The sequence below is a fragment of the Bacteroides sp. AM41-16 genome (assembly GCF_003603495.1).
GTDB lineage: Bacteria > Bacteroidota > Bacteroidia > Bacteroidales > Bacteroidaceae > Bacteroides > Bacteroides uniformis.
This window is the reverse complement of record NZ_QTNE01000001.1, coordinates 396,702-409,435: the sequence shown is the minus strand read 5'-3', so window position 1 is coordinate 409,435 and position 12,734 is coordinate 396,702. Positions and strand designations below refer to the sequence as shown.

The following is a 12,734-nucleotide window of genomic DNA, read 5'->3' as shown; positions in this document are numbered from 1 at the left end:
CGCAAGTATTAACTAAACTCGATAACTTATGAAGACTTTGAATTATGTGAAGATATTGCTGTTGTGTGTATTTACGATTGGGCTGGCGTCTTGTGGGGATGATGTATATTATACCATGCAGAATAGCGACGACAAATTGTGTGGGAAGACGTGGATAGAAGAATATCAGACGGAAAACAAAGATGGAGTTGAAGTGTTATGCAGTCATCAGCTGAAGTTTGCCAAGGCTGATAATTCTGGACAGGAAATCTGGGAGTATTATCGCGGAGGCGAGTCCCGTCCCTATGAAACGACTTCACGTACTTTTACTTGGAAATGGATGGATAAGTCTATGGAGGGGTTGACTCTGAATTATGGTGCCGGTGAAATCAAGTACTTTGATAATGTATGGGTGCGCGAACATTATTTATCCGGTAAACTGGATGGAGTGGTTGTTATGATGGTAGATGCTAATTATAAATAAAGTATGGCTTATGAATAATATGTTGAAATACACAAAAATGTTATTGTTGTTTGTCCTTGTATTAGGATTGACATCATGTGATAGTGAGGAAGAAACGGAATATAATCTGCCCGGTGAATGGTATACATCTGAAGAAATAGATTTCGGGGCATATACTTGGGGTAGGGGGACGATTATGACCTTTAACGCGCGCAACCAAGGTACTATTGGTTCATATGGCGACCCGAATTATTTGCTTTTCAGATGGAATTGGGTTAGTGGGGCTTACAATCTGATGGAATTGGAATTCTATGATGGTGGCAGCATGGCTTACATTGAAGGAGCCATGGCTGATTCTTATTCTTTCAGTGGTACTTGGTATAATAGCTGGAGGGAATATCAAGATAATATTCACGGACAGCCTTTTCGTATGCGTCGGCAATGACGACATGCTTATCAATAAAAAACGGAGCAAATCAATTGCTCCGTTTTTTATTGTATGTCAGCTTTTTACTTATTCTTCAAAACCAATTTCTTGAACTCTCCCGGATAAGGTGTTTCAAACCGCATCAGCTCTCCCGTGACGGGATGATAGAAACAGAGTTTGAAAGCATGCAGGGCCAAGCGTCCGATAGGATTTACGTCTTCCAGTCCATAGCGTCCGTCGCCGATAATGGGATGCCCCAAATCCTGCATGTGTACACGTATCTGGTTTTTTCGTCCCGTTTCCAGGTTCAGTTCAACGAGAGAGTATCCATTGGCTCGTTTGATGGTACGGTAATGCGTAATGGATTCTTGTCCCCCGTCATCTGTCGGACTTGAATATACATACAGCTTGCGGTCTGTCAACCAAGAAACCACGTTTCCTGCATCTTTTTCCATCTCGCCGACCACTACGGCTACGTATCGCCGGTCTGTTACAATGTCATGCCAGTTATCGCGTAGTGTACGTTGGGTCTTCTCGTCTTTGGCAAACATCATCAAGCCGGAGGTGTCACGGTCCAGGCGGTGCACGATGTGTACACGGTGCTGCTTGCCCGAGCGTTGCACGTATTCATTCAAGATGGTATAGGCGGTACGTTCCTTTTGCCGGTCAGTGTTGACGGACAGCAAACCCTGCATCTTCTCTATCACGATGATATAGGCATCCTCGTATACAATCTTCATCAGTTTATGGTTGAACTCTTTACGTCCCTTCTCACGGCTGATTTGTACTTTCATACCCGGTTTCAGGGGAAAATTGTATTGTGTAGTGATAACGCTGTCCACATATATAATGCGTTTGCTTAGCAATGATTTCAGCTTGGTGCGGCTGGCGTCCGGCATTTTAGCTGCCAGAAACTCCATGAGCTCCATCGGTTCCTTCACCATGTAGTCCGTATATTGTGTGCGGGCTCTTGCTGTAATTTTTTCTTTTGCCACGACTGGTTTTAATTTACGATTAGACAATTTACAATTTACGATTGAAAACTACTTGTACTTTCAATTTTTTAATTCCAATAATACTACGTTTTCCACATGGTGGGTGTGCGGGAACATGTCTACCGGTTGAACGGCCTTCACTTTATATTTCGCATCGAGCAGTTGCAGGTCGCGCGCCTGCGTAGCCGGATTACAGCTGACGTATACGATGCGTTTGGGTTCGGCAAACAGAATGACATCCACTACATCCTGGTGCATTCCGGCACGGGGAGGGTCGGTGATGATGACATCGGGACGGCCGTATTGGTTGATGAAGTCTTGTGTCAGCATGTCTTTCATATCTCCGGCAAAGAACAATGTATTTTTAATTCCGTTAATCTCGGCATTGACCTTGGCGTCTTCAATGGCTTCGGGCACATATTCTATGCCGATTACCTGGCGTGCGTGCTTGGATACGAAATTGGCAATGGTACCCGTGCCGGTATAAAGGTCATAAACAAGCTCGTTACCGGTCAGTCCGGCAAAGTTGCGCGCTACTTTGTAGAGGTTGTAGGCTTGTTCGGAGTTGGTTTGATAGAAAGATTTGGGACCTACCTTGAAGCGCAGTCCCTCCATTTCCTCGAAGATGTGGTCTTTCCCCTTGAAGGTGTGTACCTCGAGGTCGGTGATGGTATCGTTGCACTTATTATTAATAATGTATAGCAGGGAAGTGATTTCGGGGAATGTATCTGCTATGTATTGCAGCATTTGCTTGAACAGAGCCATTTCCTCCTCTTTCTCTATCTTGCAGATGAGGATTACCATCAGTTCGCCGGTGGTAGAGGTACGCACAATCATATTGCGTAGCATTCCTTCATGCGTACGCAGGTTGATGAAGGAATAGTTGTGCTGGTAGGCATAGTCGCGTACCGCATTGCGGATGCGGTTGGATATATCGTCCTGCAACCAGCACTTCTCTATGGCAAGCACTTTATCGAAAGCATTGGGAATATGGAAGCCTACGGCATTCATCTGTTCGTACACTACATTCTGCTGAACCTCTTCTGTCGTCAGCCAACGTTTGTTGGAAAAAGTGTACTCCAGTTTATTCCGGTAGAACTGAGTTTTTTCTGAACCTAATATCGGAGAGATTTCCGGCAATTCGATTTTGCCGATGCGGGTGAGGTTGTCCGTTACTTGTTTTTGCTTATACTTGATTTGCTCGGAATAGGGGAGAACCTGCCATTTACAACCGCCGCATACACCATAATGTTGGCAGAATGGAACTGCCCGTACTGCCGAATATTCATGGAATTTCACAGCCTCGGCTTCAGCATAATGATGCTTTTTTCTCTTAATTTGCAGGTCAACTACATCGCCGGGGACGACATATGGTACGAAAATCACCAAATCATTGACTTTTGCGATGGCTTTTCCTTCGGCAGCCACATCCGTAATTGTCACCTTCTCCAGTAGGGGAAGTTCTTTTCTCTTTCTTGCCACTTTTACACCAATCTAATAAATTCTTCGGCAAAAATAGACATTTTTTCGGGATTTCTCTCTATGAAATGAAATATTAAAGATTGCAATGTCGAAATTGCATTTTAGCATAAAGTTTTTTCTGAAAAAGTTTTCTAGTCTGCGAAATATACTTAGATTTGCGAACAGAAAAGAGAAATCACTATCAAAAACTTTAAATTTATATTATGGACAAAAAAAGAGTTTATACCTTTGGTAACGGCCAGGCAGAAGGAAAGGCCGATATGAGAAACCTTTTGGGTGGGAAAGGTGCCAACCTTGCAGAAATGAACCTTATAGGGGTTCCGGTTCCTCCGGGCTTTACAATAACGACAGAAGTTTGTACGGAATATTATGAAATGGGGCAGGATAAAGTCGTTGCTCTGTTGAAGAACGAAGTTGAACAGGCCATTGCCCATGTGGAGACGCTGATGCGTTCCAAATTCGGTGATGTGGAGAATCCGTTGCTGGTTTCCGTTCGTTCGGGTGCACGCGCTTCCATGCCGGGCATGATGGACACTATCCTGAATCTTGGCTTGAATGACGAAGTGGTGGAAGGCCTGACGCGCAAGACGGGCAATGCACGCTTTGCATGGGACTCTTACCGTCGTTTCGTGCAGATGTATGGCGACGTGGTGCTGGGTATGAAGCCGGTGAACAAGGAAGATGTAGACCCGTTCGAGGCTATTATAGAAGATGTGAAACATGCTAAAGGCGTGAAGCTGGATAACGAGCTTGAGGTGGAAGACCTTAAGGAACTCGTGAAGAAGTTCAAGGCTGCGGTGAAAGAACAAACCGGAAAAGACTTCCCGACTTGTGCCTACGAGCAGTTGTGGGGTGCCGTTTGTGCCGTATTCAACTCCTGGATGAACGAACGCGCCATCTTGTATCGTAAGATGGAGGGAATTCCTGACGAATGGGGTACTGCCGTAAGCGTTCAGGCTATGGTATTCGGTAATATGGGCGAGAGCTCTGCTACGGGTGTTTGCTTCAGCCGCGATGCTGCTACCGGTGAGGACCTTTTCAATGGCGAGTATTTGATTAATGCACAAGGTGAAGACGTGGTTGCCGGTATCCGTACTCCGCAACAGATTACAAAAATCGGTTCTCAACGTTGGGCTGAATTAGCCGGTGTAAGCGAAGAAGAACGTGTCAGCAAATATCCTTCCATGGAGGAGGCTATGCCGGAAATCTATAAGGAACTGGATGCTTTGCAGACAAAACTCGAAAATCACTACCGTGATATGCAGGATATGGAGTTTACAGTACAAGAGGGTAAACTCTGGTTCCTCCAGACCCGTAACGGTAAGCGTACCGGAGCCGCTATGGTGAAGATTGCCATGGACTTGCTCCATCAAGGTATGATTGACGAAAAGACTGCATTGATGCGTTGTGAGCCCAATAAGTTGGACGAACTGCTCCACCCGGTATTTGATAAGACAGCTCTGAAACAAGCTAAGGTGTTGACTCGTGGTCTTCCCGCTTCTCCGGGTGCCGCTACGGGACAAATCGTATTCTTTGCCGATGATGCTGCCGAATGGCATGCTGCCGGCAAGCGTGTGGTGATGGTACGTATCGAGACTTCTCCGGAAGATTTGGCAGGTATGGCAGTTGCCGAAGGTATCCTGACTGCCCGCGGTGGTATGACTTCGCATGCGGCAGTGGTTGCTCGTGGTATGGGTAAGTGCTGTGTGTCTGGTGCAGGTGCCTTGAACATCGACTACAAGGCGCGTACAGTGGAAGTGGATGGTGTACTGTTGAAAGAAGGTGACTATATCTCCTTGAACGGAAGCACCGGTGAAGTATATAAAGACAAGGTGGAGACAAAAGCGGCTGAGCTGTCCGGTGACTTTGCGGAACTGATGGATTTAGCAGACAAATATACGAAGCTGCAGGTTCGTACCAATGCGGATACTCCTCACGATGCAGAAGTGGCACGCAATTTTGGTGCGGTGGGTATCGGCCTTTGCCGTACGGAACACATGTTCTTCGAAGGCGAGAAGATTAAAGCCATGCGCGAGATGATTCTGGCAGAAAATGCAGAAGGGCGCCGCAAGGCTTTGGCTAAGATTCTTCCCTACCAGCAAGCTGACTTCAAGGGAATTTTCAAAGCAATGGAAGGCTGTCCGGTGACGGTGCGTCTGCTTGATCCTCCTTTGCATGAGTTTGTTCCCCATGACCTGAAGGGACAGCAGGAAATGGCAGATACGATGGGCGTGAGCCTCCAGTATATCCAGCAACGTGTTGAGGCACTTTGTGAGCATAATCCGATGTTGGGTCATCGTGGTTGCCGTTTGGGAAATACATATCCTGAAATTACACAGATGCAGACGCGTGCCATCCTGGGTGCTGCTTTGGAATTGAAGAAGGAAGGTGTTGAAACCCATCCTGAAATCATGGTGCCTCTGACCGGTATCTTGTATGAGTTCAAGCAGCAGGAAGAAGTGATTCGTGCTGAGGCTGCCCAGTTGTTTGAAGAAGTGGGTGACAGCATCGACTTCAAGGTAGGTACAATGATTGAGATTCCGCGTGCCGCCTTGACTGCCGACCGCATTGCTTCCTCTGCCGAGTTCTTCTCATTCGGTACGAACGACTTGACTCAGATGACATTTGGTTATTCACGCGACGATATCGCTTCCTTCCTCCCGATTTATCTGGAGAAGAAGATTCTGAAAGTAGACCCGTTCCAGGTACTCGACCAGAATGGTGTAGGACAGTTGGTGCGCATGGCTACTGAAAAGGGACGTGCTATCCGTCCGGATTTGAAGTGCGGTATCTGCGGCGAACATGGCGGTGAGCCTTCTTCTGTGAAGTTCTGCCACAAAGTTGGCTTGAATTATGTCAGCTGTTCTCCGTTCCGTGTGCCTATTGCACGTCTGGCTGCGGCGCAGGCTGCCATTGAAGGCTGATATCAATAATACTGAATAATGACATTTATGGGCTGCATGCTTTACTTGGTAATGGCATGCGGCCCATTTTGTTGGAAAAAACTGTAGTTTCTATTAATTTATTTGTGTTTTCTTTAGTATATTTGCTTCCTATAATTTTATAGTTTCCAATAAGCAAGCAATAAACGATGATATTAACAATTACGGCAGCATATGATGTCTGGACCAGCGACCTCTATCAGAAGAATGAAGCACTAATATACAGTTTTGGAATGATTGTCATTCTGCTCTTGGTCATCATGATAATCATTTCCATCAGCAAGAGCAAAAGGTTGAAGACGTTGCAGCGCATCAATGAGGTTGCCGAAGAATCCAATCAGCTGAAGAATGCTTTCATAGCTAATATGACTCACGAAATACGTACTCCTTTGAATGCTATTGTAGGCTTTACAACCATGCTTGCCGAAATGGATAATCTGGACAGAGAAACCCGTATGGCTTTCCTGAAAGAGATTAATGATAACAAGGACTCGCTGCTGCAACTGGTCAATGACTTGCTGGACTATTCGAAGATTGAGGCAAATACCCTGGAATATAACGATGGAGAAGTGGATGTAAACGCGCTGATTGATGAAGTCTGCACGACGGAGAATATGCGCTCGCATCCCACGGGCATTCAGGTGGAGTTTGTAGAACGGTTGCCTCAATGCCGTTTGGTGGTAGACCGTGTGCGTTTTGCCCAAGTCATAGGTAACTTGGTGAGGAATGCCTTGAAGTTTACGGAAATGGGCAGTGTGAAAATCGGTTGCAGGAGATTGAGCAACCATAACTTCTATTTTTATGTGGCAGATACAGGCTGTGGTATCGATGAAGTGGGAAGACATGCCATCTTTGAACGGTTTGTGAAGATGAACTACAATATCAAAGGTACGGGGTTGGGGCTTTCCATCACCAAATCTATTGTGGAGCACTATGGGGGAGGTATCGGTGTGGAGTCTAAGAAAGGGGAAGGCTCCACCTTCTATTTCACGTTGCCTGCCGGTATTGAATACAAAGAGTACGGTAAATTTTGATTTGCCAGTCCAAGGCAAGGCTCAATCAGCCATTTTTTTTAACTTCTTGAAGTGGCAGATTACTTCCAGATAATCGCGGTCGGTGCAGGCATTGAATTTATTCCATAAATCACCCATTACAACGGCACCACCGAATCCGTAATCCTTAATCTCCAGTATGTTGTCGGGAGTAATGCCTCCCAAAGCCATGACTCTACTGTCTATGACCTTACTTTTTCCTGCTTGCCGCAACTCTTCGGCTGTGAAGCCGGACGTGACTCCGGACTTTGTGATGCAATTATATATCGGGCTTAGGAACAGATAGTCATAGAAATGCTTCTTGTTCTGCACTTCGTCCAGTGAATGGCAGGTGCAACTGATGTGGCCCGAATAGTCGTGGGGCTCTTTGGGATTGCGGGTGTTTAGATGAATCCCCATCAGGCTGAACTCTTCCTGCAGGTAGAAGTGCTCATGGGTAATGATGCGCTTATGGTATTTTTCGGGTATCAGCGTTAAAAGCCGTTCTGAATACATGGCGGGAGTTTCCGGCTTCCTCAGATGTAGAATATCCAGCCCCTCTTCGAATAGTGCCGTGATAATCTTGTCTTCTTCCACAAAAAATGTGGGTGCTGTTACTACGATGAGTTTCATTTCTTTTGTTTAACTTTTAAGTTTAGCAAAGTTAATGAATACTTATGGTAGAAGCCAAAGAATTTCTTTAAAATATGTTAGATGGCTATTTTAAACAAGAAAACGCATTCTTGAACCTTAGTTGCTCAAGAATGCGTCATTAACATGTTTAGTGGGACCTTGTTGCTTATTTCAGTCTTTTACCTACTACATCCCAGTCGATGATGCTCCACAGTTCGTTCACATGGTCGGCACGGCGGTTCTGGTAATCAAGATAGTAGGCATGTTCCCACACGTCGAATCCGAGTAGCGGAACAAGACCGGCGCGTACCGGATTGCTACCGTTGGCTTCTTTGGTGATGTGGAGTTTGCCGTTCTTGTCGGCAGACAACCAAGCCCATCCGGAGCCGAACAAGCCGACAGCTGCCGCGTTGAATTCCTTCTTGAAATTCTCAAAGCTGCCGAAGTCGCGTTTGATGGCTTCTGCCAGCTTGCCGGTAGGCTCGCTGTGGGCAGGCTTCGGAGCAAACTGTAAGAAGTATAATGTGTGGTTCAACACTTGTCCTGCATTGTTGAAGATGGCACCGTCCGGTGCTGTGGCAACAATGGTTACCAGGTCTTTGCCTTCAAATTCCGTTCCCGGAACGAGGTTGTTGAGGTTGTTCACGTAGGTTTGCAGATGTTTACCGTAGTGGTAATCTATGGTTTGCTGACTGATTACAGGTTCCAGTGCATTGTTGGTGTAGGGAAGTTTTGGCATTTCGTAAGTCATAACTGTTATCATTAAAATCGTTAATATTGTATTCATAAGTTTCAATTATTTAATTTTGGAACTTTACTATATAAACACTATAACCTATAGAAATGTTCGTACGTCTCCGAAGCTTTTTTTATCTTTGCCTCCGTAAAAACAAAGGAAGAAAAAATATCATCATTTTAAGATTATACGGATATGCCCGATTATATAGAGGAACTGAACGAAGGACAACGGAACGCGGTGTTATACAATGACGGTCCGTCACTGGTGATAGCCGGTGCCGGTTCGGGAAAGACGCGCGTGCTGACCTACAAGATTGCTTATCTGCTGGAGAATGGCTACCAGCCTTGGAACATTCTGGCATTGACCTTTACCAACAAGGCGGCGCGCGAAATGAAGGAGCGTATAGCCCGTCAGGTAGGGCCGGAGAGGGCGCGCCATCTGTGGATGGGAACCTTTCACTCCATGTTCCTGCGCATTCTGCATGTCGAGGCCGGGCATATCGGCTTCACTTCGCAGTTTACCATTTACGATACGGCAGACAGTAAAAGCTTGATACGTTCCATTATCAAGGAAATGGGGCTGGATGAGAAAGTGTACAAGCCGGGGATGGTGCAGGCGCGTATCTCGAATGCCAAGAATCATCTGGTTTCTCCGGCAGGCTATGCCAACAACAAGGAGGCTTACGAAGGAGACCGTGCAGCCAAGGTTCCGGCGCTTCGCGACATCTACCAGAGATATTGGGAGCGTTGCCGGCAGGCAGATGCGATGGACTTCGACGATTTGCTGTTCTACACATTCCTGCTGTTCCGGGACCACCCCGAGGTGTTGGCGCGTTATCAGGAGCAGTTCCGTTACATTCTGGTGGATGAGTATCAGGATACCAATTTTGCACAGCACAGCATCGTGCTGCAACTTGCCAAGAACCATCAGCATGTCTGTGTGGTGGGGGATGATGCACAGAGTATCTACTCCTTCCGTGGTGCCGATATTGACAATATTCTCTACTTTACGAAAGTATATCCCGATACGAAGGTCTTCAAGCTGGAGCAGAATTACCGTTCCACCCAGACCATTGTCCGCGCGGCCAACAGCCTGATAGAAAAGAACCAGTGGCAGATACGCAAGGAAGTGTTCTCGGAAAAGGAGAAGGGAGAGGCCATTGGTGTGTACCAGGCATACAGTGATGTGGAAGAAGGGGATATTGTGGTGAATAAGATAGCTGAACTGCGGCGTGAAAAGCGCTATGCCTACTCTGATTTTGCGATACTCTACCGTACCAATGCGCAGAGCCGTATCTTTGAGGAAGCCATGCGCAAACGCAGTATGCCTTACCGTATTTACGGAGGCTTGTCGTTCTATCAACGCAAGGAAATCAAAGATGTTATTGCTTACTTCCGTCTGATAGTGAATCCCAATGATGAAGAGGCTTTCAAACGTATTATCAATTATCCTGCACGGGGTATCGGAGATACGACAGTGGGAAAAATCATTGCTGCCGCCACCGGGCACAATGTAAGTTTGTGGACCGTGCTTTGTGAGCCGTTGGCGTATGGCTTGAACTTCAATAAAGGTACGGTGGGAAAGTTGCAGGCATTCCGCGAACTTATATCCGCCTTTATCACAGATGCTGCGGAGAAGAATGCCTACGAGATCGGTGCCGACATTATTCGCCAATCGGGCATCATCAATGATGTGTGTCAGGACAACTCTCCCGAGAATCTGAGCCGTAAGGAGAATATAGAGGAGCTGGTGAACGGTATGAGTGATTTTTGTGCCCAACGGCAGGAGGAAGGAAACCCGAACGTGTTGTTGGGTGACTTCCTTTCGGAAGTTTCCCTTCTTACCGACCAGGATTCGGATAAGGATGGGGACGATGAGAAGATAACCCTGATGACTGTACATTCGGCCAAGGGATTGGAGTTCAAGAATGTGTTTGTAGTGGGGATGGAGGAGAATCTTTTTCCCAGCGGCATGGTGGGTGACTCTCCCCGGGCATTGGAGGAAGAACGGCGGCTGTTCTATGTAGCCATCACACGTGCTGAAGAACACTGTTTCCTATCGTATGCAAAGACGCGTTTCCGATATGGCAAGATGGAGTTTGGCAGTCCCAGCCGTTTCCTGAAGGATATAGATATACGTTTCCTGCGTCTGCCTCAGGATGCGGGAATGTTCCGCAGGGTAGAGGAGGAAGCCGCCGCTTTCCGCAGGGAGAACGCCAGAGGTTTTGCGCCTGATAGGGAAGATGCTCCGTATGGAGGAAAAGAGCGTGTGTCTGTACGACCGAAACAGCAGATTATTGCGCCGACTGTTCCACGTAACCTGAAACGGGTGGCGCCTTCTGCAAATACGGCAAGTACATCGCCTTCTGCCGGCGGGTCTGCCAATCGTGTACAGCAGGGACAATTGATAGAGCACGAACGTTTCGGCCTGGGTGAAGTTTTGAAAGTGGAGGGCGAAGGAGACAATGCGAAAGCCACCATCCGCTTCAAGAATGCGGGAGACAAACAACTTTTGCTGCGCTTCGCGCGTTTCAAAGTGCTGTCATAGGATAGTCGCATCTTTTGTCTCACACAAAAACGGGATATTTGTAAGAGGATGATGGTATAAGTGTAGGACCGTGGTATCTTAAAAAAAGACAGTTAGAACGATACATACGGACAATTTAGAATAGTAAATATAGATAGAAGAATGACAAATAAAGACTTTTCCCTTTTCCCTTCTCCCTGCTATATTATGGAAGAAGGATTGCTGAGAAAGAACCTCGCACTGATAAAAAGTGTGGCCGACCGCGCAGGTGTGGAGATAATCCTCGCTTTCAAATCATTTGCCATGTGGCGTTCCTTTCCCATTTTCAGGGAGTATATAGACCACTCTACGGCAAGTTCCGTCTACGAAGCCCGTCTGGCATTGGAGGAGTTCGGAAGTAAGGCACATACGTACTCGCCTGCCTATACCGAGGCCGATTTTCCGGAGATAATGCGGTGCAGCAGCCATATTACTTTCAATTCGCTTTCGCAGTTCCACCGCTTTTATCCGGTAGTGGTGGCGGAGGGAAGCGGCATTTCCTGCGGTATCCGTATCAATCCTGAATACTCTGAGGTGGAAACGGAGCTTTATAATCCCTGCGCACCCGGTACCCGCTTCGGTGTAATGGCCGACCCGCTTCCCGAAGAACTTCCGGCGGGTATTGAAGGTTTTCACTGTCATTGTCACTGCGAGTCTTCTTCCTACGAGCTGGAACACACATTGGAGCACTTGGAAGGAAAATTCTCCCGCTGGTTCTCACAGATTAAGTGGTTGAATTTAGGAGGCGGGCATCTGATGACGCGTAAGGATTATGATGTAGAGCATCTTGTCCGTCTGTTGCAGGGCTTGAAGGGGCGCTATCCACATCTTCAAATCATTCTTGAGCCCGGTTCCGCTTTTACTTGGCAGACCGGTGTGCTGAGCTCGGAGATAGTGGACATCGTGGAAAACCGCGGCATTCGTACCGCCATTCTCAACGTTAGCTTTACGTGCCACATGCCGGATTGTCTGGAGATGCCCTATCAGCCTGCAGTGCGTGGAGCGGAGATGGGCGATGCGGGCCCTTACGTCTATCGCCTTGGAGGAAACTCCTGCTTGAGCGGCGACTATATGGGACTGTGGAGTTTCGACCATGAGCTGCAGATAGGGGAGAGAATCGTCTTTGAGGACATGATACATTACACCACTGTAAAGACGAATATGTTCAATGGAATTCACCATCCGGCCATTGCAATGTGGACAAAAGAAGGAAAAGCTGAAGTTTTCAAGCAATTTTCTTATGAAGATTATCGTGGGCGAATGAGTTGATAATCAAAAGTCTGCTTGTATGCCTGGCGAAAATGTACACTTTTCTGTGTGAAAAAAGTCTGCGGAATGTTTGCAGGTTTAAGGAAAATATCTACCTTTGCATCCGCAATCGCGGAAATAGCTCAGTTGGTAGAGCATAACCTTGCCAAGGTTAGGGTCGCGAGTTCGAGTCTCGTTTTCCGCTCAACGCAGTTTAGATTGCAATTACC

At 46.9% G+C, this 12,734-nt stretch carries 10 protein-coding genes and 1 tRNA gene; 7 read left to right on the top strand and 4 right to left on the bottom strand.

The annotated features are described in order from the left end of the window. Positions 1 to 28 precede the first annotated feature (28 nt). Both DW896_RS02020 and DW896_RS02015 read left to right on the top strand, forming a co-directional pair. Positions 29 to 463 (top strand): hypothetical protein, encoded by a 435-nt coding sequence (locus tag DW896_RS02020; protein WP_005828348.1) that lies wholly within the window; start codon positions 29 to 31, stop codon positions 461 to 463. Between the two features lie 10 nt (positions 464 to 473). Further along, positions 474 to 887: a hypothetical protein gene (locus DW896_RS02015; RefSeq protein WP_008663282.1), complete on the top strand. Its 414-nt coding sequence runs from the start codon at positions 474 to 476 to the stop codon at positions 885 to 887. A gap of 65 nt (positions 888 to 952) precedes the next feature. On the opposite strand, the gene DW896_RS02010 is transcribed toward DW896_RS02015, so the two are convergent. Both DW896_RS02010 and rlmD read right to left on the bottom strand, forming a co-directional pair. Next, positions 953 to 1,864 (bottom strand): RluA family pseudouridine synthase, encoded by a 912-nt coding sequence (locus tag DW896_RS02010; RefSeq protein WP_035448307.1) that lies wholly within the window; start codon positions 1,862 to 1,864, stop codon positions 953 to 955. A gap of 60 nt (positions 1,865 to 1,924) precedes the next feature. Next, complete coding sequence (gene rlmD / locus DW896_RS02005; RefSeq protein WP_119992775.1) at positions 1,925 to 3,346, bottom strand: 23S rRNA (uracil(1939)-C(5))-methyltransferase RlmD; 1,422 nt, start codon at positions 3,344 to 3,346, stop codon at positions 1,925 to 1,927. 203 nt (positions 3,347 to 3,549) lie between these two features. Here rlmD and ppdK point away from each other — a divergent pair, with 203 nt between their 5' ends. Further along, positions 3,550 to 6,270 carry a pyruvate, phosphate dikinase gene (gene ppdK, locus DW896_RS02000; RefSeq protein WP_119992772.1) on the top strand — a complete coding sequence of 907 codons (2,721 nt, stop codon included), beginning with the start codon at positions 3,550 to 3,552 and terminating at the stop codon, positions 6,268 to 6,270. Between the two features lie 167 nt (positions 6,271 to 6,437). Then, a complete protein-coding gene (locus DW896_RS01995; protein ID WP_119992770.1) occupies positions 6,438 to 7,322 on the top strand; it encodes a sensor histidine kinase KdpD in 885 nt (294 codons plus the stop codon). 21 nt (positions 7,323 to 7,343) lie between these two features. On the opposite strand, the gene DW896_RS01990 is transcribed toward DW896_RS01995, so the two are convergent. Both DW896_RS01990 and DW896_RS01985 read right to left on the bottom strand, forming a co-directional pair. Beyond that, on the bottom strand, positions 7,344 to 7,952 hold the full coding sequence (locus DW896_RS01990; RefSeq protein ID WP_117681537.1) for a thiamine phosphate synthase: 609 nt from the start codon (positions 7,950 to 7,952) through the stop codon (positions 7,344 to 7,346). Positions 7,953 to 8,118: 166 nt separating this feature from the next. Beyond that, entirely contained in the window at positions 8,119 to 8,739 is a 621-nt protein-coding gene (locus DW896_RS01985; RefSeq protein WP_005828364.1) for a superoxide dismutase, read from the bottom strand. A gap of 144 nt (positions 8,740 to 8,883) precedes the next feature. On the opposite strand from DW896_RS01985, the gene DW896_RS01980 reads away from it, so the two are divergent. The 3 genes from DW896_RS01980 (at position 8,884) to DW896_RS01965 (ending at position 12,709) form a co-directional block, all read left to right on the top strand. Then, positions 8,884 to 11,238: an ATP-dependent helicase gene (locus DW896_RS01980; RefSeq protein ID WP_119992768.1), complete on the top strand. Its 2,355-nt coding sequence runs from the start codon at positions 8,884 to 8,886 to the stop codon at positions 11,236 to 11,238. 141 nt (positions 11,239 to 11,379) lie between these two features. Next, entirely contained in the window at positions 11,380 to 12,525 is a 1,146-nt protein-coding gene (gene nspC, locus DW896_RS01975) for a carboxynorspermidine decarboxylase (RefSeq protein ID WP_009036959.1), read from the top strand. Positions 12,526 to 12,636: 111 nt separating this feature from the next. Next, positions 12,637 to 12,709, top strand: a tRNA-Gly gene (locus DW896_RS01965). Positions 12,710 to 12,734: the final 25 nt, after the last annotated feature.

Bases quoted from the DNA above. Each gene is read 5' to 3' on its own strand.
- DW896_RS01980 (WP_119992768.1), top strand. From the start codon at position 8,884: ATGCCCGATTATATAGAGGAACTGAACGAAGGACAACGGAACGCGGTG.
- DW896_RS02020 (WP_005828348.1), top strand. From the start codon at position 29: ATGAAGACTTTGAATTATGTGAAGATATTGCTGTTGTGTGTATTTACG.
- DW896_RS01990 (WP_117681537.1), bottom strand. From the start codon at position 7,952: ATGAAACTCATCGTAGTAACAGCACCCACATTTTTTGTGGAAGAAGAC.
- DW896_RS02015 (WP_008663282.1), top strand. From the start codon at position 474: ATGAATAATATGTTGAAATACACAAAAATGTTATTGTTGTTTGTCCTT.
- DW896_RS01985 (WP_005828364.1), bottom strand. From the start codon at position 8,739: ATGAATACAATATTAACGATTTTAATGATAACAGTTATGACTTACGAA.
- nspC (WP_009036959.1), top strand. From the start codon at position 11,380: ATGACAAATAAAGACTTTTCCCTTTTCCCTTCTCCCTGCTATATTATG.
- ppdK (WP_119992772.1), top strand. From the start codon at position 3,550: ATGGACAAAAAAAGAGTTTATACCTTTGGTAACGGCCAGGCAGAAGGA.
- DW896_RS01995 (WP_119992770.1), top strand. From the start codon at position 6,438: ATGATATTAACAATTACGGCAGCATATGATGTCTGGACCAGCGACCTC.